Genomic DNA, 21,874 nt, shown 5'->3' with positions numbered 1-21,874 from the left:
CATCATCGTACATATCGTTTACATCTTTATCAATTTGGTCTTGAACTAAATCTTCTAATGCTCTCTTAGCCTCTTCTAATTCTTTTCTTAATTCCTGTACCTTCTTTTGTCCTGATAGTGAACTATCTCTTTCAGCAATATCTAATTTCTTTTGAAGTTCCTCTATTTCTTTTGATTTATCATCATAATCACGCTGATAATCTGCTTTATCTCTAGCTTTATTGTAGGCTTCTTTTTCTTTATTAAGTGCATCCAGACGTTTTTTAAGCTCATCGTCTATCTGTTTCTTACGTTCTTCAATTTGCTTTTCATAGACTTTAGTTATCTCATCTTCTATTTCTTTAGTAGTTTCTAACTTTTCTTTTAATGCTGCTTTAATTGTAGCATCTAACTTAGCCATTTCTTTTTCAGCATCAGGAATTTTATCCATCATTAAATCTAGGTATGCATCAACTAATTCTTTCGCTTCATCAAAGTTATCATTACTTTGGAATAACTTGTCTAGTTGTTGAATGTAGTTAGTTATTGTACCATCATCTCTAAATTGAAATCCAAAACCTTGAAGTTTACCCTTTATTTCATTTTGACTTTGTTTCATGTAAGCCGTAGTTTCACTCATTTCTTTTTTCTGTTTTTCTAATAAATCTAGTTTTTGTTGAAGTAAATCATTTTTTTCAACTCCAAAAGCACTTCCCATCAGTACATCTAACAATTCAAGCTGATTATTAACTTCTTCAACATCTCTATTCATAGATGTCCATTCAGATTCTTTGTGTAGCTTCCAAGCCTCATTTTTTAATTCTCGTTCTGCTTTTGCCATATCTTTTGTAGCATTTACTACTTCTTGTTTTTCTTCAACTACTTTTGGTAGTTCAGTAAACATGATATCTAAATATTCATCACGATATTTCTTAGTTTCATCCCAAGCTTTTTTAGCATCTTCATATTTCTTCTTAGTCTTATCAGATGCTTTCTCTTTATTTGCCTCTGCTTCAAGTTTAGCTAATTCTTTTTCTTTCTTTATAGATAACTCTTCATAATTTGTCATGTTTCCATCAGAATTAAATTTGAAACCTTTGTCACTCAATACCTTTTTAAATCTATTTGCTTCATCTTTTGTAAGAGATTCTTTTCTATTTAAAAGTCTTTCCTGCTCTTTATATAGTTCATTTTGTTTTTTAAGATAATTGAGTTTCTGCTCATTAGTAGCATTTTTCATTTGCTTATCTAGCAATGATAGTTCATTTGTTACTTTTGAAAGTTGGTTCTCTAATTCTTTAAATAACTCTATTTCATATTTTATAATAGCATCAAAATTTTTATCTATTGGAGTGTCTTGAGTTAATGTTTTAAGAGCCTTTATCGGTGCAGTGGCTCTTGATACTGCTCTTGAGAATAAGGATGGCTTTGTTACAGGAGTTTCGTCACTTATTGGTACTGGTTCTGATGTTCTAGGTTGGGATAGATTTGCTGGAATTGGTTGTGGAGTTTCTATAGAATTTATGGATTGTACACTTTTCCTATCACTCTTTCCTCCACCAAGCCCAGCATTATGAGCAAGGTCAACAAGTCCACTTGTTACTTTTGAAATTATACTAACATGACCTATAATATTGAAGCTTTTGTCGCTTATCTTTTTATTCTCAGTTTGGTTGATTTTATTATTTGCGTCAGTTGCATCTGCTTTTAATTTAGCCCATTTAGGACTTAGTGTTTTTTTATCAACACTATCTATCCCAGCAATAGCTCCTTCTACCGCTGCAATTACTTCAACTTGTTTATCAGGAGGCAATTTATCTATTTCCTCAACTAATGAATCAATATCTCCATTTGCAAGAGATTTTATTATGTTTATTTTTACATCTTTATTTAAATCTAAAGCATTTAATTTCTCAACCTCATCTAATGCTTCTGGATTATTTACTATAAGGTTGGCTATAATATCTTTATTATCAGGAAAGTCATCATAAAGACTTTGAATTAAATATAACTTATCTGGATTATTCAATATAAAATTTAAAACTTTATCTTTTTGCTCTTCTGGTGTAGTATTATATAAATCAATTGCACTTCTTAATTTATCTGCATTTTCAACAGCAAAATTAATAACAGCAGTTTTAGTATCTTCGGGAGTCTTACTATATAATTCTTGAAATTCTTCTAATTTATTTGGATTGTTAATTACAAATTCCGCAAATACTTGTTTTTTCTCTTTTGTATCTAAACTAGTATAGACTTCTTTTAGCTCATCAAAGTTTTCTAAATTATTTATATTGATATCATAGTCCATTGCCATTGTAGGATTATTTTTAATCCATTCAACTACAGCTTGATAATCTTTTAATCCTTTTAAACTATCTACATTATCAACTATAAATTTATTTGTAAATGTTGAACTTGTAGGGAGATTCTTTATTGTATCTAAAAATACTCCTACCTGTTCTATATTCACACCTGAAGATTCAAGTTTTAATTTTACTTCATCCCTACCATCAAGTTGTGTAATTGAATCTAATTGTTTTTTAAAGTCTCTATTTTCTACCTGTAGTTTAATTTCTTTTGTAACAGGAGTATTTAATATATGGTCAACTACATCATTAGCTTCTTTTACTTTTGATTTTAAAGGATTTTTATTGCTTGAAGATTTTCCTATAGCTTCTTCAGTAGAATTTTTCGCATCTTTGACAGGGTCTTTTTTATCTTTGTCACCCTTTATTTCTTTTAGCTTATTTTGAATCCACTCAATAGTATCTGATGCTAAATCCTTAACCTCTATAGTAAAAATTTTATTTGCTATTTCAGAAGAACTAATAGTTTTAATATCATCTTTAGCTTTTTCTATTTCGGCAATTACTTCTACTCTTTTATCTGGTGGTAGGCTTTCAATGGCTTTACCTAGAGCGTCTATATCCCCTTCTGTTAACGCTTTATAGATGTCAATTCTTACTTCTTTACTCATAGGAATTTTATCTAATGAGGTTATTAGATCTTGTATCCCAAAGTTATTTTCATTTTTATTTAAATATATTTCAGTTATTTTCTCTTTCGGGATATGTTCTAATGCATCTTTTAAACTTGTAGCATTATATAAAGCATCTTTCCCATCAGCTAATAGGTATGTCTTTAGTTCTGGTGGTATTTTATTGTATATTTCTGAGATTTGTACAGCTTTTTCCAGTCCAACACCATCTGTTTCTAAACTAGTTCTAAGCTTAGATGGTATCTTCTTATATTTAGAAGTTAACTCTAATACCTTTTTGCCACCCTCATCTGCACCCTTTTGTTCTATGATAGTATTTATTTCTTTTGGAAATCTATCATACATTTGTTTTAATGAATCAGCTTCTTGTAATGTTGTGGTAGGATTTGCTTGAATTATTGTAATAACCTTTTTTGGCACTTCTTCATACTTTTGTTTTAAACTATCTATTATTTGATTTACATTAGCTTGACCTGAATCATCACTTAAAAGTATTTCTGGGGTTATGGTAAACGTACCTTTTCCAAATTTGTTATCTAAGTCATTTTGAAGTTTAGTTATATCTGGGTCACCAGTTTGTAACTCCATTAAAACATCCATTGTGAACTTCAATACATCAGTGGAACTTGCCCCTGTTCCTAATAAAGAATCTATCATACCTTTAACTTGGCTAGGAACTTCCTTAGTATTTTTAATGTCAGTTAATATATTTGCATCAACTTTCACATCTCCAGTTATTGTTGTTGTATCTAAGATGTTTTGTATGCTATCAAATTGATTTTGAAGTTGCATTGCAAATTCATCACCATTGGCCAAATCTAATTTTGTCTTACCAAACTTCGCTAATAATGTATTTATTGATGTCATATCCTTAATACCATTAGGATTAACTTGACCAAATAAATTTCCCCATATATTAACATCTGTATTAGTTGCTTTAGCTATGCTCTTAGCTGTTTTATCTATTGTTTGATTATATTTCTCTATATCTTGTGTTCTAGCAAATTCTTCATTTGCATCTTTAAGAGTTTTAGATAAATCTCCTACATCAACTTTTCCACTTCTAACAGCAGTAAGTAATTTATTAACTGCTTGTTCTGTGTCTACTAAAGTATCTGGTGTAACCTCACTAAAATCAAATAAACTCTCAAGTCCAGCAAAATTAGACTTATCATTTCCTTCTAATCCACTGTAAAGAGTTTTATTCTTAATGTTAGAGAAAATTCCATCGCCTATTTCTTTTGAATAGCCTTGAATCTTATTAACTTGATTTCTATACATTTCATCATACTTGAAATAAATCTTCTCTTCTTCTGCTTTTGCTGACATTAATTCATTTCTAGCTTTATCTCTTGCTCTGCCAGTTGAATTATTATATTTTTCTATTGCTTTTTCTTGTCTTTTTTTATTCTTTTCAACTTCTGCTGTATAATCTTCTTCTATTTTTACAAGCTTACCAGTTTCACTTTCTCTCATTCTTTCTTCCAAAGTTTTATTTGGATTTTTACTTGGAGAATTTAATTTTTTAGCAGCTGTTTCTGCATTGTCATGTTTATCATAGGACATCAATCTTTCTTTTGCATTAATAGCTCTGTCTATTTCAGCAATTAAGTCAGTGACCTGACCTTTTAAAATAGGTATGCCATTTTCATCTGTTCCTATAACTGAATCTGGTTTTATTTTTCCAATCTGTTGTTTTAGTTCATTTAATCTATTATTATCTTCTTTAGACTTATTTTCTTTTTTAGATAAATTATCATATTCTTCTGCAAGTGCTTGTAATTGAGTTTTTTGGCTTTCATATGAATTGATTTGTTGTTTTGAAGCTTGTATATTTTTCTTTCTAGCTTGATATGCATTTTCTTCCCTGTTAGCATAATTTTCCATAGCTTGAGCCAACAAAGTTACTCCTGCAAATGCAGCAGTTAATACTAAAGAATTTCCGACTGTAGTTGCTATGCCCTTACCAAAATTTACAATGCTACTTCCTGCAAATGCTTTACCAATATTACTAAGTCCATCACCGATTGTATCTTTTCTACTTTTAGATACTACTTTTAATTTTTGATTGTACTTTTCATACGACTTTGTTCTGTCTTCATTTATTTTTATTTCTTTAGCTGTAGCCTTTTTTAAACTGTTAGTTGTTGATACATAATTCCCTACAATACCTTTTTGACTTTTTATAGTTCTATTGACAATAGCATTTGATTTAGCATTATTATTTGAAGCATTAGTATTTTTATTTATGGCATTCGTATATTGATTAGTAAATTTCGTTGCTTTTTCGAAATCTTTAAATTTAACAGATTTTCTATTATTTTGAAATGCACTAAATATACTTCCACCTAGATTTGTAATTGGTTTGCCAGTTCCTAATGCTTTAATTGTCATAAATAAAGACGATAAACCTGCTAGGGCTACAGGAAGTGAAACATGCATTTTATCTGCTGCTTTAGTTATACCATTTAAAACACCAGTAATTCCAGATAATCCATCTAAACTAGTCTTAAACATATCAGTGGATATAGTATCTGTAACTAATTGTTTTAAACTTTCTTTTAACTTTATAATCTTTCCTTCTGCTGAATTTATAAATCTCTCATTTTCCGCAGAAGCAGAACCTAAAACATCACCATCGAGCCATGAACTTTGAAATTTTTTTCGATTGTTATTAACCAGTAGTTTTTTATCTACTGCTCTGGAGGTTTTCCTCATTTTCATCGACTTGTCATTTCAAGTCCAGTCTAGCATATCTTTTGTACTCATAACAAAGACCATAAAGCCACAGAGCCTCTTGGAGATATTATATTCTATTTCTAGTTTCAATCTCTATGCGTTGCGGATGGAAAGCCTTTTAAAACTTACCTTCACCTCTGATTAGCGTATTTATTAAAATAAACTTAGCTTTCCAGATTTTCTCTCTGTTAATACTCTTAATTCTTCTATGGTAGTTGAATTAAGACGGCAATTTATTTTACCTGATTCCAATTGTCCATGATAGCCATGAAAGTATTTATGTGGTTTTTGCCTGAACAAAATCTTCAGTTAAGTTCGCTATGCTTAACCCGTTCTCTTATGAACTACTATATGTCTCCATATAGATGAGACTATATCTTCATCCTTTAAGGATGCTCCCCATTTCCATATCCAATAGCTTGATATGTACGGTTTATAACCTAGTCGTTGAACCTTACTCTGTCTGAGTCTTGGTTGCTGATTGTCCTTATCTTTTAGATTGTTACACTTAGTACTAAAAGCCTAACAGGAGTTCCCAGCAATTAAAGGAGTTTTTAACTATATATTACTATATAGTGCGACTAAAATTAATCGCTTCGGCAATACCACTTTTTTGATTTTTAGTTAAAGCATCTTCTCCAGCACTATGCCACTTTTCTGCCAACTCATCTAAAATTGACATCATATCTCTTACTTGACCAGTTTGTTTATCTAATACATTTATTTTAGCTGTTTCTTGTAAAGTTTTAGCTGTTTTATTAAGCGAGATTTCTCCTGTGGAGGCGGAAGCCTTAATACCACTCATATTTATCTTTAATACCCTCTGTTTCCAGATATTTAAAAATGGGAATAGACTATACCATCATCCATTTAGGATGCTCATTGATAGTCGTTGCGACCTTTCCTTATCAATTGACTTAGGACTGTGTCTCAGGATTATCCAATCTTTAATCTTATTACCATACCATTGTGATTAGCAATGCCACATTTTGATTTCTCTAATGCTTGGTAATTAAAGCTCTAAGGACTTTCCCTGATATTCTGAGTTCAATTATATATCACTATACAAAGGGGCTATTTTATTAACCAATTGTTTTGAGTGCTGTACCTACTTTTTCAGCATTTTGTACAGATTCATTTCCTCCAATTATCAATGCAACAGAGTCCTCCATAGAGACACCTGCTGATGATAACATACTCGCACTTCGCTGTAACGCTGCTCCGACCGATGCCTTCAATTAGGTTCGTTAATCCTAATCAGTTCTCTTATGAACTTCTTTATATCTCTATAAAGACGAGACTATATCTTCATCCTTTAAGGATGCCCCCCATTTCGATTCACTTGAATCTACATAATAGTCGTTGAACCTTCTCCTATACGGAGCTTGGATGCTGATTGTCCAATCCAACTAATTTTTAAACATTCACATTTATCGTTTCCAATTATGTTGTAGTTTAGTTAACTCTAAGGAGTTCCCAGCAATTAAAGGAGTTTTTAACTATATATTACTATATAGTGCGACTAAAATTAATCGCCAGTTGTTATTGCAAAATTATTCTTTTATACCCTCGATTTCTCGATATTTAAAAGGGAATAGACTATACCATCACCCATTTAGGATGCTCATTGGTAGTCGTTGAGAGCTTACCATATTCTTTTTTGAACTTAGGTCTATCTCTGCTGATTGTCCAATCCTTAATATTTTCAGATGATGTATAAGTTTCCAAATACACTTACTAATTAAGGCTCTAAGGAGTTTCCAGCATATTCTGAGTTCAATTATATATTTCTATATAAAGGGGCTATTTTATTAACCTGCATAATTCGATAAATCAAGAAACTTTGTAAGATTATCATAATCTTTACTCATTCCTTTTATTTGAACTCTAGTATCTTTAATTGGTTTTAATGCTTTTGTCATTCCACCATAAGCGGACATAACGCTAGTTAAATACTTATCGGCAGTTTCTTGGTCTAAATCCATTTATTATTAACCAGTAGCTTTTTATCTACTGCTCTGGAGATTTCTCTCATTTTCATCAGTTGGTCAATTCCAACTCAGTTTAGCATATCTTTTTTACTTATAATTAAATCATAAAGTAAATGGGAACTCTTGGAGATATTATATTCTATTTCTAGTTTCAATCTCTATGCGTTGCGTGTGACTAATCTTTTAAAATTAGCCTTCCACTCGGGTTAGCATTTTAAAGCTTTCCTGTTTTTTTCCCATTAATAATCTTAATTCTTCTATGATTGTTGAATTAAGACGGCAATTTATTCACCAACATTTGCAAAAACTGCTGATTGTTTAGCTATCTTTAAACTGTCTGATACAGATTTTACACCAGTCTGTAGAGCTTTAGATGCTCCTTGAATTATATCTTCTGATGCTCTAGCTGTATCTTTCCCTATCGAGATTGCTTCATTTTTTACATTCTTTAATTGCTCACTTGTACCTTCAAAATTATCAGGTGCTACTTTCATCATATCTCTTAATGCACTATCTAATTCAATAATCGTTGTTTTAATGTTTCTTACACCATTTGTAATAGACATACCTATCATATTACCTAAAGTATAAGTTCTCATTGAATTATATAAATCACTAAAGAAACCATTTGTTGTTTTTACACTAGTTCCTAATCCTGTGAAATTAGATTTCATATTGCTTAATCTATTTTTTATTGCATCTAATTCCTTTACTTTTTGACCTAAAGGCATCCCATTTAATTGCATTAATTCTTTTTCAAGTTTATCAATTCCAGCAGTTGATTGACCTAATTCTAAACATTTTTGTCTAAGTCTATTCAAATCTGAAATTACTCTAGAAAGATTCATATTGAATTTAGCATCTAATTTAGTATTTTTAGTAGTGTTTTCTACTTCTTTAACTTTATTTTTTAATTGTTCTAGCTTTTGTATTTCTGATTGTATTTGGTTAGAAGTTAGATTTTTAAGATTCAAATTTTGAATTGCCTTTAACGAGTTTGATAAACCTTGTAGTTTAGATGTATCTGCATATCCAGATTTACCTAATGACTCTATTTTATTTGCTAATTTACCAGCTTCATTTTGAAGAGTTTTAAATTGAGAAGCCATTTTCGTATTCATATCTGGTATTTTCATATTAGCCAACTTAGACTGAACATTTGATAAATCTGATAAAGCTTTTGAATTTAAACCATCTAATTTAATATTAGATAATCTTTTCAACTCTCCTGATAATTTGTTAATTTCTCCTATTTGCTTATTATCTAAAATGTTTGTCTGAGTAAATTTCTTTAATTGTCTTTGAGTAGATTCTATTTTCTTCTTAAAGTTATCATATTGAGAAGTTAACTTATTTATATTTCCATTCGAGCTACCTTTTCCACCAAATAATCCATTTTGTGTTTCTCTACTAAGTTTATTAATTTGTTTTAATGTGTTCTCTAATTGTTTCAAATTATTTAGAGATGATGTGTTCATTTCTACATTTAATTTTATATTATTTTCTTTTGCAGATGTCTTCAATGATGCTAATTGTTGCCTAGCCTTTTTGTCATCAAGTTCAATACTGGTCTTAATTTTAAACTCTTCTGCCATTTAACCAACTCCTTTTTTAATGCATAAAAAAAGACAGTTAATATACTGTCTTAATATTTTTATTTAATTTTCTCCAATAATAATTTTTTCTTTTCATTAAATTCTTCTTCTGTTAATATTTCTTGCTCTTTCAAACTCTGTAATTCTTTTAATGCATTTGAAATTTTAGATATATCCTCATCATCATCTTTTTTTATATTATTATTGCTTTCTATTTTAGCATTTTTAAATTTAGTTGCTTCATTCTCTACAACTAGTTTAAATCTTTCCATTTCTTTTATTTTTTCTTGAATATCTGCATTATTTATATTTTTGTATTGTGGGATATAAAATATTTCATAACTATTAAGCTCAAATGTTAAAGTTAAATATATTTTTTCTACAAAAGTATATTTATCATAAGTTGGAACTACGGATATTATTCTCATCTTATTCTTCTCACTAACTTGCATATTGAATTTAATACTTATTAAATCTTCTATATTTTTTTTAGATGCTGTTTTAAATCCAACATGAATAATGGATATTTTTCCATTATTACTCAATATAACACTATCACTATTTGAGTTACCAAAAGCCTTACATTTAGCCATTGAAATATTTTTTTGTATCGCCTGTTCTACTTTTGTTTTTTCTCTATTTCTTTCCGCTATTCTTTTTAATCTTGCTTCTTTTTCTTTAGCATTATTTACAAAAGTTGATACAAAAAAATAAATAATCATATATCCCACACCCAACCCTATTAAAATAAAATGACCTAAATATTCTTCCATAATATCTCCCCCTATTCTGATACTTTAATTATATCAAGTCTAAAGGAAAATTTATACTACAAAAGGAAATAGAAGTAAAACTCCTATTTCCACAACATCATTTCAAATATTTAATAATACACCCATCAAATAATTTTAGTTTATTTTTCAGTTTTGTATTTGCTATATTATCCAATCTTATTATATTGTTATTTGATTCTATTCTTTTTTTATATGAACTTTCTGATATATTCAAACAAGCATACAAATCTTTTAAGGAGTTAAATTTCTTTTCTTTATTACTTCTATTAATTAAAATTACAGATTTACTTTTTTTATGTCCTTGTTTTTCTGCATTTTTTAACATTTCTTTTTTGGGATTGTAATCACATTTATTAATCTCTTTACCCCTCTTAAGATAATCAATCACTGTACTTCTATTAACACTTAAGATCTCACTAATTTTTTTAGTACTTCTAGTTCCATAATTCCATAATTCCCATGCTTTAACACACAAACTATTTTGACTTTCTTCCCATGCCTTATTCCAGCCTATCGTACTTAAATCGAATATATTCCCTAGTGACTTAGTAATATTTTCTTTTAACCAAGCTAACTCAGAATTTCTACAATCTATAACTATATAATTTTTTTCTTTTATACCATTTATTAGAGCCAATTCCTTTTTTAATTTATCATTAGCTTGTTCTTCTTTCAAAGTCCTACTCCTTTTTCCTTTCCTTCCATTTTCTTGAAAGTGTTGTCTTCCTTGAACCTCAATAATTATATTAGTGTCTGGTAAATAAAAATCATATATTTTAAATTTATATAAATATTTATCTTCACTTCGAACCTTCATACTCCAGTTAAATAATTTTTGAGTTTCAAAATTTATAGATTTTTGATTTAAAATATTTTGAACAAATTTCTCTGGTAACGAAATTCCATCCGAACAATATCTACATTTATATCCTCTATTGTAAATATTGCTTAGCTTTTTAGGTCTATCACTTATTTTTCCACATTTATCACACTTGAAATAAAAACTTTTACCAGAGCATTTACTAATTTGTTTTGTGTCTACTTTATTTCCAAATTTATCACTAAATATCATATTGGAAATTTTTTTATCATTATACCAAATAGAATCTTCGATTCTTATATTGCCCCTTTTTGACATAGCAGCTGTATTATCAGAACAATTTAAACAGAAAACTCTATTAGAGTGCTTTATATTGCTCCAATTTCTTTGAAATACATTATTACACTTTAAGCATATCCAGCTATGATCATGTGTTGAACCTAGGTAAGTATTGTCTTCAAGAAATAGCCATTTACTTACAAGGTTATTAACCTCATCTTTATCCATCCCCTTTTTTAATTTTACTTCTGAGATATTATTGTAATATTTTTTTATATTTAATCTGCATTTCTCACACTTTACTCTATTTCCAGATTTTATATTGCCCCAAGATCTTTTGAATATATTTCCGCATTCTAGGCACTTCCAATTATGCAAGTAATAATTATTTTTATAAAAATTGTCTTCTAATAATAACCAGTTATTAATTAATTTATTGATTTCTTTTTTTTTCATATTTTTTATCAACACAACTTCATGGATAGAATCATAGCATTCTTTTTTTAAAAATTTACAATTTTCACATTCAATATTTTTCCATCTTCTTATATCAGACCATATTGTCTCGAAGTTCTTGCCGCATTTTATACACTTCCAATTATGTCTATATTTATTTCCTAGATAAATATTATCATTTAACAATATCCATTTACCTATAAAGTTATTAACTATCTCTCTAGTCATACCTTTAACTATATAGACTTCTGATATATTTTCATATTCATCTTTAATACCATTTATGCATTTTAGACATCCTATTGATTCTCTAGCTTTAATTTTACTCCAAGTTCTTATAAATACCTCTCCACACTTACATTTCCAATTGTATTTATAATCTACTCCACCATATATTTCATCAACCAACTCTAAATCAACATCATGTTCCTTCAACAACCTATTAACTTCATCTCTCCACATACCCTTCTTCAACTTAACATCTTTAACCATAATCTCACCTTCTCCAAAAGGAAGGTAACCTAAATTACCTTCCTTTTATCCTAAATCACCTCTATGTAGTCTATCATGTAGATTTAAATGAAAATACCCTAAATTGATTTATAGATTTATAGGTTGAATAACTATTGTTTCTATATTTTTATTTTCATCACATCTAGTATATGTATTAACAAATGCCACTTTATTTTTTATAACTCTATTTTTATCATATATAAAGAAAAATATGTTCCTATAGTTATAGTGAAATCCATCTGAGCCTATTTCTTCTGTTAACTTCTTCTCAGTCATAGATTCTCTAGAACACTTAACTTCTATAACTAAGTCATACTGCTCTATGAATATATCATATCTAATAGATGCATTTCCTGTATCATCACTGACTTCTACCCTTGAGTCTGGAAAAATAGGTTTTATAATTGAATATAAAATCCTTTGAACATCATATTCGTTTCCTATTTTTATATCATTTAATTTATCTTTAGTTATATGTGCCTTCCCATGAGTATTAGCTTCATACATTTCATATATATGCATATAAAAATTACTCAGCACATTTCTTATAATCATTTTGGTGACATCTTCAGTAAATACACCCATATTACTTAAATTAGTTTTATTTGCAATGTTATTTATCAATGACCTTAAGTAAGCTATTAACCTAGACTTAGCAGATAAGATACTTTTTCTAGTAGCCATATTAGAAAAATCATTTTCTTGATACATCAATAATCTATCAATATCAGATTTTTCAGTTTGGCTAAAAGGAATATTTAAACTATCTATATTGTCTATATACTCTTTAATTAGTCTTATATCACTCATTGCTTCTAATTCACTAAGTAAGTTTGAAATTAATTCTACTTTTTGACTCAATTTAATTTACCCCATTCTAATTAATATGTTCCCCATCTCAGATAAAATAAAAATAATGGGTCTAAAATATGAACTACATTATCCTTCCATTCTAGTACTTTATAAATACCATCCTTTTCAGTTATAATATTTTGTATTTTATTAAGTGATTCTCTAATAGTTTTTTTATCTGGTTTTTTTATATCACATATAATTAAATCATCTATTCTTCTTTTAAGTTCATCTAATGTTAATCCAACTAAAGGAGGATTTTTCCTTATAGATTCTACTATTAATCCATATATATCTAGTTCTTTATCTATATTAGTTTTATACAACTTTCTCTTATTTCCTCTTGGATTAGGGCCTTCCTTTAGTATTTTTACAACATCATTATAATTTAGATTTATAGTTGTAAACTTATATGCTATTTCCAAAACATCTTCTGGCACTTCTTTAATATTTCCTGTATCTGAATCTATTAATGTGCATATGCTTAAACATATATACTGCATTAATTGAGGAGAAGTTAAACTTTCTATAGATATCTTTTTGGATATATCATTTTTAATATTTATACCCAGTTCTCGAAATCCTTTTATTGCAATTTGTTCTAGCTCTGATTCCTTCCAAGGTTCTATATTTATTGAGTTAATCCTACCTGTCAAATCTGCATTTTTTCTTATAGCATCATCTGCTCTATGAGGAAGTGATATTACTATTGCTTTAAACTCTTTTCTTATAGCATCTTTCAATTGCTGAGCTATATGTATTTGAACATCTTCTGAAGCATAATGAAAATCATCAAGCACTAATACTAGTCCATTATCTTTAAAATATTCGATTACTCTGTCTTTATTTAATACAAATTTTTCAGATTTATTAATTTCTTTTTTTGATTCCATATTTCCCTTTAGGTTTACCTCTCCAAATTCTCCGCTAACAGATAAACCCACTTTCACTCCTATAATGTTCCAAAAATCTTCGCTATCTTTAAAATCTACTCCCGACATTTCTATAAGATTTTCTAAAGCTATAACTTTTTCACATAAAACAGTCTTACCCATCTTAGATGGGCCAATTATAGAAGTCAAATAACCAGAAACCTTTAAGGCTTGTCTTAGTCTAAGTTCATAGTCTATACCTAAATCAGTTGATTTTCTTGATACATATGTATATTCTGGAAAAGCACCTGGCTTAAAAACTTGTTCTGCCAATAATCTATTCATTTTATCACTTCCATTCATTAAACATTTATTATAATATATAAAAACAATTTATTCTTTATTTTATATATTAACATATTTAAGTTGTCTTATACATATTTAAGTATATTTTAAGTATGTTAAAGTACTAATTTATAGATAAAAGTACTTTAACATATATAATACATACTATTTAACAATATATTTAACTAAATCTAGTTCTATTCTAAATTACCTTCCATATAATTACTTGAAAAATACAGCTACAAAAGAATACACTATACCCACAACTCCATCATCCAATAAATCAATTAATCTTTTCAATTCATCTCTCATATCATTCACCTAACAAACTTCTTCAAGTTCTATAATAGGTAATACTCCAATAGATTTTAATTTCTTATATATCATCAATCTTCCTTTTTGAGTCCACTTAGTATTCATTTTAATGTCAGGAGTTCCATCAGCCTTTACAATATCTATTGTTTCAGAATGAGTATATCCTTTACTTTGATAATCACTATATAATAACCATTGTCCACTCTGTTTGAACTGAATTCCTAGTTCATGTAATTTCTTATTCATAGCTTTACCACTCATGCCATAATCTTTAGCTATCTGAGTTATGGTTACCAATCCTTTATTTCTAAGTATCAAATCTGTATAGTCTGCTTTTGGTTTAAGTTCACCTATGATTTGTTGCTGTTTATTATTTGTTGCCTCTAAAACTTTTCTCTTTTCTCTCTCTTTTTTTAAGTCAGTTGCTAATTTAATGATTGTGTCTGGATTAGATAGTATTTCTTCTATCTTTGTGTCAGTTAGATATGCTCCATGTTTACGAATAGTTGGTATTACATCTGTAGCTAACCATTTTTGAAATTTTAATGCTGCTTCATTTTTAGCTTTCATTCCTAACATGTAGAAAAGTGACTCTGGTATGTAATCATCTTTCGTCCACAAGTGGTCGAAACCAAACTCCTTAGAAAACTCATTCATTCTTTTCCATCTTACTGATTTGTATTCTTTTTCACCTTTTCTCTCTACCTTGCACCATCCAAAACCTATTGCAGTATCTTCAGCATTAATACCTATACTTCCATCTTCGAAGTTTATTGTTCTAACACTTGTACCCAATTGTTCATTTGTAAATACTTCATTTCTTTTTTCATTACTCATACACACATCTCCCTTTTATTTGAATTTTTACTAAGAGACTGATATAATAAAATTATTGTTATTGATTATTATATCAATCTAATTAAAGGTTCTACTGCTCGCCAAAGTCTGTAGAGCCTTTTTATTAAAATCACAATTAAATCATATTTTTTTGTGAATTATTTATATTATAATCCTTTAATTTTTATAATTCAATATTTTTTTGTGATTTTTGTTCTATTTTATTTACTTTTTTGTGATTTTCATATAAAATATAAACAAGAGGTGATAAAATTGGCTATTGGTGAAGATATAAAAAAATTAAGGAAATCAAAAGGATTAACTCAACAAGAATTAGCAGAAAAAGCCAATATATCTAAAAATGCTATATACAATTATGAGAATAACAAAAGCATTCCAAATGCAAAGATATTAAAAAAAATTATGAATGCATTAGAAGTTGTTCCTGATGAAATTACAATAGATATAAAAGGTCTTGAAGAGTTTTTTAACAAGATAAATAATATAAATAGTGAATTAGAAGATTGTGAAAAAATCAGCTCATTCACTATTAACAAAAATAAAATGAGTCACTTTCTGCAAGAGGATAAGTATTCTGATGAATTTTTAAAGGCTGCGAATATTGAAAAATCAATCAAAATATATGGTATTTATAATAAACTATTTAATTTAAAAAGTGAGCAACTCAAAACCATAAATAAACTTGTAGATGTACTAATTGAAGAAAATAAAAAATAACATATTGGAACATATTTTATCAATGTAAAAATATGTTCTTTTTTATTATAATCAAACGTTTTTATACTCTTTGCCAACCTAAAATAATATTATACTAAAATCAAGATAACACATGATAACATTCGTATACTTTTTGTTATCTTAATTTTAGTATAATAGCACTATGTCAAAATGTCAACAAAATATATACATTTGTTGTCATTTATGTTACACTTATGAAAAAGGAGTTGATATTATGGGTATTGGAGAGAATATAAAAACATTTAGACTCGATAGAGGAATGACACAAGAGCAATTAGCTGAAAAAGCTGGAATATCTAGAGTTGCACTAGGTAATTATGAAAGAGGAGAAAGAACACCAAATTTAGATATTATTGAGAAATTGGCTGAAATATTCGATGTATCAGTTGATATAATTATAAATCTTCATAAACTTGATTTAGGAGAACTTTATGATTTAAAGATTAACTTTTCTAAAAATATACCATTAACAAAAACGCAATATAATGACATAACCGAAGAAATTAACTATCATACAACAAATATTTTAAATAACAAAAATAATCTATTCTATGATTTTAGTCAACGAGGTTTTTTGTATGTATTATTAGATAAATATGAGTATGCTATTAATGACTATACTAACGCACTTAAAAGAAATCCTGAAGATAAAGATATTTATTATTCAAGAGCAGTTTTATATCAATTGCTTGGATATAAAGAAAAATCTGATGCGGACTATGATAAGGTTGATGAGCTACTTAAGAAAGAAAATAACATGATATTGATAAATCCTAATAAAATAATTGATTCCTCTCTCCATGACAAAATAAGTCTACTAAATGATGATTGCCTAGACTTAATCTCCAATCTAGTAGATAAGCTAATACAAGATAAAAACAATCTAAGATAAGTATCTCAACAATCAGAGATGCTTATTTTTATTTATAATACACTATCATCATACTTGTCATACCTCTGTCATCATTGAATTATAACAAAAAAAGCCTACTTAAAGTAGACTTTCTATTTTATATCAAAAATATAACTTATCTGTTTTTTAAATATTTATAAATTTTAAACTTAAGGCTAGTTAGGAGCTACTGAATTTAATTCACATGATAAACCATTCCAGTAAATCATTAACTCGCAAGTAATAGCTCCTCAATCCTTCATCACACTCAAACATTAAAATAAGCACTTATGGTAGCTAAACACCAAATAAAATGTTCCTCTCAGGAACACTTGTTGAAATTCCAACACTTTCAGTATAAAAAACCAACCTCTTATATTCAATTCTAAGCAATCAAGGTATAAACACATGTAATCATTTTTACGAAGTCTTAAAAAGGCATATATGAGGTCAATTTCTTCCAATAAAAAAAGATACATTCTCACAGAAAGTATCTTTTAAAATTTCATTATTAATAATTCTAAACCGCCTATCTAGGCTGAAAATCATCTAAACTATCCATCTGGACATTTATATTATAACATGTCTATATTTTATCATCAAAAAACAAATGAAAATTACAAAATCTATTTAAAGAGTTGCAATCTTGTTTAATAAATTCCCAAGAAATCTTATAGTCTCCATCTACAGCAATTTCTTTTGACCTAATGAATTTTAAAAACTCTTCTGGATTATCTTCATATTTATCTGAGAATTTCTCTGCTAAATGCATTTTTTCTTTTCTATTCAAATCTTCTTGTTTATTATGACATACATGTTCTAAATTACTTGAGAAAAAATAAATTGAATAACCTATTGTAGAAATTTTATGTGTAGAAATCAATTTATTTAGCATACCTGCTTTCTCTTTATTACGATTAATGATATAATCTACATCTCTAGTCTCCATCCTATCAGAAAAATACTGTATATGTTCAATATCCTTATACACAATAGTATCATCATCAACAAATGCACCATCAGTATCAACTAAATGTATTATTTTTAATATATCACTTTTTTTAAAGCGACTATTTTCAAGATAATTGTTGACATAATTTCCAATGTATTTTACAATATTTTGAGTAGTTAAACCTTTTTTAGTCATAACATCACCATCAGTTAACTGAAAAGAAACTTCTCTATCTTCCACTATACTAGAAAGTACACCCTCTAATGCGACCTTGTCGGTAATACCTTCAACTAAAAATAATACAATTTTCTGCATCTTACTCATTTAGTAACCTCCCAGCTCTACGGAAGGTACGTCTTATTTCATGCGTTTTAGTTGGTTCATAGATTGATTCTTTTTGACCACCAAGATTAATGCTACGCAAGTATAAATCTCTAAGGTTGTTATTATTTTTTACATTTGTAAGACGAATATATCTATTTTCTGGGTTAGTAGTCGTAAATATCAATGATGACTTATTTATCATTTCTAATGGACGAAGATTATGTGATGTAAATATAAATTGACCTTTTCCAGTTTCTTGTATTACACCAAGTAACTCACCCAGTAAATATTCATAAACACCTGCATCTAATTCATCAACAGCTACGCACACAGATGGATTATTATACATTGCAATCAAGAGATTTAATATGGATATAATTTTTTTAATACCTTCGGACTCATATCTCAAGGGAATAACCTCTTCACCTCTTTTAGACAATAATTCAAAACGAATACCATCTTTACCATCTTTAGTTGTTTGTAAACCATACTCTTTTATAATAATAGATAAACCTGGTATTAATGCTCCTATTACAAAATTAATTTCTTGAATCATTATTTTAAAAATATCAAATTCTTTAGTTTTAAAAATAGTTGGTTCACTTAAAGATAATATCATATCTCCGACAGATAAATTTCTTCCATCTTCATACTTAAATGAAAAAGGCATAGCAAAGTCTAATGTAATAATACCATTATGACCATTTCTAATGACAAATAAATCTGTAATTGCAAATAATCTTAAGGAGGACAGAATTACGTTCATAATATCTTCTTCATCATCATTCCAAAGTTCTCGAAGTTCTTCAGAAAAAATAAATGATTTTTGTTCTTTTATTGAAACAATTTTTGCAACATTAATTTTAATTTCATTTTCTTTATTTCCTTTAGATAATTGTTCATATCTATATTTAGGTGTAAATATAGTACCTTTACTTTGTGAATCATATTTAATTAAAGCTGATTCTGGAAGCTTCTTACAACTTTCTAATTTAGAAAATTTAATTATTTCACTCTTAATCTCAACTTTTTCAGCATCTTTTTTAATAATAGAAAACTCATAGGATAATAAAAATTCATTTTCATGTTTTTTTAAATAAAATTTAAATTTTAAGGTAGCTGCTTCTTTATTTTTACCAATATAATTAACTGTATCTTTAGGAAGAGATTTACCCATCATCATATCTTTTAAAAAGGCTAATGAATCAATTATGGCTGTTTTACCAGAACCATTTTGACCATAAATTCCTAATATATCTGAAACCTCATCAGTATAATCACCAGAAATAAATCTTGGCATATCAATCTTACCATGATTTACATTCTTGAATCCATCTAACTGAATAGAAAGTATTCGAACATAAATATTATTCATAAGCATAACACCTCCTTTTCTTATATTTAGATATTATCATAAATAACATTAAACAACAAATATATTTTAAATATTTGAAACATTTTGTTTCGATTATATTATATTCTATCCAATTGTTACTAATCTATACAAATATAATTACAATCTGTATTAAATAGGGAAGACAGAAATATTCTAAGGTAAGTACCTCTGTCATATACCTGTCATAATTGAAATTACTAACTTATATTAAAATAATTTTAAATCGACCACTATATAGTTTATAATAAATATATAATACAAACTGGAGGTATCTCATGAAAAAGAAATCCTTATCTGATTTAGCATTAATAATTTCAGTAATATCAATGATATTAGTAATTTTAGAATTATTAAATATAATTAAAATACCATTAACAATTATAAGCTTATTATTTATTACTCTATTAAGTATCATGACATGGATAAATTATAAAAATAATAAAAAAATACAAATGTCTATTGGAATTTTAATACTTATCGTTTTTATTATTTTTATAATTCATAATTTACTTTTTAATAATATGTAATATAAATTTATATTTCTTCAATAAAAAAGACAACCTTAATTGATTGTCTTTAGTAATATATGTTTTGCTAATGTATTATTTTACACAAACATTACAAGGGTCTGTTTTACCTTGTGACTTAGCTTGTTTTAATGTCACTTTATTTATTGTTTTACTTCTTTTTAATGTAGAACAATTTTTTGTTAGATGATATGATTTTCCATTAGGAACTACATATACTATGCTCTTATCAGTTAATCCAGAGTTATTAGAACTAGGCTCATTGCTTGGTTTATTTGTATTATTTGAGTTAGTATCTTTTACAATACCTGTATTTGAATCACCAATATTATTAGTTATATTTAAACACTGTTTTATAACACTATCACCAATATTTCCAATAGCAGTTATTTTACTTGCATTTTTTAATATACTCTTATTACTTCCATTTCCAACTAACACAATAGGTGCTTTTTGTGCAATTGTAGAACCAACTAAAGAATAAACTAAATCAGTTCCACTTGCTATATAAAATTCTTTTGAACCATTGTAAAATTTATTTATTATTTGTTTATTTGTATCGTATCTATCCACTCCACCTATTCTTGTTGCCTTAGTTTCATTTATTAATTTATCGCTCATACTAGCTTTTCCACCAATTGCATAAGTTTCTACTCCATCTGTAGCAAAGTTCGTAGTATTTCCATCAGTTAACACTATAGCCGCCTTATCTCTAACGGCTACAGATGCAGCACTCATAGCATCTGGTTCACCTTTAAAAGCATTAGTTAATATTACTTTTTTAGCAGCATTTACACTTCCTATTTCTTTTGCAACTTTATGACTTGTATCTATTCTATCAGTTCCACTTATTCTATTTATACTTATTTTTTTATCACTTAACACTTTCTGAACTGATGCTTCTATTGACTTTTCTCCTCCAATTAAATATACATCTTTAACTTTTTCTAATCGCTTTAATGTTTCTGAAGGTATTGTATCTTTCTTAGTCAATAATATTGGTGCATTCTTAGCTCCTGCTAAGCCACTTGCAGATAATCCATCAGATAATCCATTTTCAGAATTAATAAGTATAGCAGTGTCGTAGCTTTGTTTATCTGCTATAAGACCTGCTGTTTCATATTTATTTACACCTTTTATTGAACTAATAGAACTAAGAGCATTTGATGTTGGACAACTAACAATCAATAATGGAATAGATATCCCTATTGCTAACAATTTTTTGCTTAATTTCATAATAAAATCCCCCTATAAATTTTTTATAATATTACTCAGATATTATAATTCTACATTAATAGTGATTTTCCTTTATAAAATTAGTTTCTATTTCAAAATTCTTTTATTTTTTTAAATCCATAAAATAAAAATAGACCATCTATAACAGTCTATTTTTAGTGGTATTTATTTAGGTTTACGTTTTTTTGTACTTGTTTTTGTATATGATATTCCAGTCCCAGGTATACTCAATGTAGCTGATTTTCTTCCTTTTGAATTAACAGATACTCTAGTACCTTTAATACCAGCACTTATCCCTACACTTTTCTTCCCTAGATTTAATTTTACTCCACCACCTAAGTTTATGCTTTTTCTAAAATTAAATCCCACAGATACAACCTCACTTATATATTTCAAATAA

Annotated in this window: 17 protein-coding genes; 2 read left to right on the top strand and 15 right to left on the bottom strand. The window is 27.8% G+C overall.

The genetic code is table 11. From position 1 onward, the window contains the following. The 11 genes from IC214_RS09900 to IC214_RS09850 form a co-directional block, all read right to left on the bottom strand. The coding region (locus tag IC214_RS09900; RefSeq protein ID WP_227866588.1) for a hypothetical protein at positions 1-5,704 on the bottom strand (5,704 nt) is incomplete at its 3' end. A gap of 168 nt (positions 5,705-5,872) precedes the next feature. Then, positions 5,873-6,019, bottom strand: coding sequence for a hypothetical protein (locus IC214_RS09895; RefSeq protein WP_227866587.1), 147 nt, complete (start codon positions 6,017-6,019; stop codon positions 5,873-5,875). Positions 6,020-6,287: 268 nt separating this feature from the next. Then, entirely contained in the window at positions 6,288-6,524 is a 237-nt protein-coding gene (locus IC214_RS09890; RefSeq protein ID WP_227866586.1) for a hypothetical protein, read from the bottom strand. A gap of 277 nt (positions 6,525-6,801) precedes the next feature. Beyond that, positions 6,802-6,957, bottom strand: coding sequence for a hypothetical protein (locus IC214_RS09885; protein ID WP_227866585.1), 156 nt, complete (start codon positions 6,955-6,957; stop codon positions 6,802-6,804). A gap of 573 nt (positions 6,958-7,530) precedes the next feature. After that, positions 7,531-7,704 (bottom strand): hypothetical protein, encoded by a 174-nt coding sequence (locus IC214_RS09880; RefSeq protein WP_021387274.1) that lies wholly within the window; start codon positions 7,702-7,704, stop codon positions 7,531-7,533. Between the two features lie 290 nt (positions 7,705-7,994). Next, on the bottom strand, positions 7,995-9,305 hold the full coding sequence (locus tag IC214_RS09875; protein WP_227866584.1) for a phage tail tape measure protein: 1,311 nt from the start codon (positions 9,303-9,305) through the stop codon (positions 7,995-7,997). Positions 9,306-9,364: 59 nt separating this feature from the next. Continuing rightward, the gene (locus IC214_RS09870; protein ID WP_227866583.1) at positions 9,365-10,078 is read right to left on the bottom strand and encodes a hypothetical protein; all 714 of its coding nucleotides are present in this window, start codon (positions 10,076-10,078) and stop codon (positions 9,365-9,367) included. A 97-nt stretch (positions 10,079-10,175) separates the two neighbouring features. Beyond that, a complete protein-coding gene (locus tag IC214_RS09865; RefSeq protein WP_227866582.1) occupies positions 10,176-12,146 on the bottom strand; it encodes a hypothetical protein in 1,971 nt (656 codons plus the stop codon). 108 nt (positions 12,147-12,254) lie between these two features. Then, positions 12,255-13,028: a hypothetical protein gene (locus tag IC214_RS09860; protein WP_227831949.1), complete on the bottom strand. Its 774-nt coding sequence runs from the start codon at positions 13,026-13,028 to the stop codon at positions 12,255-12,257. Positions 13,029-13,048: 20 nt separating this feature from the next. Beyond that, on the bottom strand, positions 13,049-14,236 hold the full coding sequence (locus tag IC214_RS09855; protein ID WP_227866581.1) for an ATP-binding protein: 1,188 nt from the start codon (positions 14,234-14,236) through the stop codon (positions 13,049-13,051). A 321-nt stretch (positions 14,237-14,557) separates the two neighbouring features. Beyond that, the gene (locus IC214_RS09850) at positions 14,558-15,388 is read right to left on the bottom strand and encodes a phage antirepressor KilAC domain-containing protein (RefSeq protein WP_227866580.1); all 831 of its coding nucleotides are present in this window, start codon (positions 15,386-15,388) and stop codon (positions 14,558-14,560) included. A 273-nt stretch (positions 15,389-15,661) separates the two neighbouring features. Between IC214_RS09850 and IC214_RS09845 the strand changes: the two genes are divergently transcribed. Further along, positions 15,662-16,126 carry a helix-turn-helix domain-containing protein gene (locus IC214_RS09845; RefSeq protein WP_227866579.1) on the top strand — a complete coding sequence of 155 codons (465 nt, stop codon included), beginning with the start codon at positions 15,662-15,664 and terminating at the stop codon, positions 16,124-16,126. Positions 16,127-16,361: 235 nt separating this feature from the next. Continuing rightward, positions 16,362-17,039 (top strand): helix-turn-helix domain-containing protein, encoded by a 678-nt coding sequence (locus IC214_RS09840; RefSeq protein ID WP_227866578.1) that lies wholly within the window; start codon positions 16,362-16,364, stop codon positions 17,037-17,039. 586 nt (positions 17,040-17,625) lie between these two features. On the opposite strand, the gene IC214_RS09835 is transcribed toward IC214_RS09840, so the two are convergent. The 4 genes from IC214_RS09835 to IC214_RS09820 all read right to left on the bottom strand — a co-directional run bounded on the left by IC214_RS09835 (position 17,626) and on the right by IC214_RS09820 (position 21,843). Further along, a complete protein-coding gene (locus tag IC214_RS09835; RefSeq protein ID WP_227863418.1) occupies positions 17,626-18,315 on the bottom strand; it encodes a hypothetical protein in 690 nt (229 codons plus the stop codon). Next, a complete protein-coding gene (locus IC214_RS09830; RefSeq protein ID WP_227866577.1) occupies positions 18,308-19,690 on the bottom strand; it encodes an AAA family ATPase in 1,383 nt (460 codons plus the stop codon). Before IC214_RS09830 ends, IC214_RS09835 begins: the two co-directional genes overlap by 8 nt. Positions 19,691-20,313: 623 nt before the next feature. Further along, complete coding sequence (locus IC214_RS09825) at positions 20,314-21,474, bottom strand: cell wall-binding repeat-containing protein (RefSeq protein WP_227866576.1); 1,161 nt, start codon at positions 21,472-21,474, stop codon at positions 20,314-20,316. Between the two features lie 165 nt (positions 21,475-21,639). Beyond that, positions 21,640-21,843 carry a DUF4236 domain-containing protein gene (locus tag IC214_RS09820; protein ID WP_227866575.1) on the bottom strand — a complete coding sequence of 68 codons (204 nt, stop codon included), beginning with the start codon at positions 21,841-21,843 and terminating at the stop codon, positions 21,640-21,642. Between the last annotated feature and the right edge of the window lie 31 nt (positions 21,844-21,874).

Source organism: Clostridioides sp. ES-S-0190-01, from assembly GCF_020658275.1.
In the GTDB taxonomy this organism is placed as follows: Bacteria; Bacillota; Clostridia; order Peptostreptococcales; family Peptostreptococcaceae; genus Clostridioides.
The sequence above is the reverse complement of the archived record's forward strand: the minus strand, read 5'-3'. Positions and strand labels throughout refer to the sequence as shown.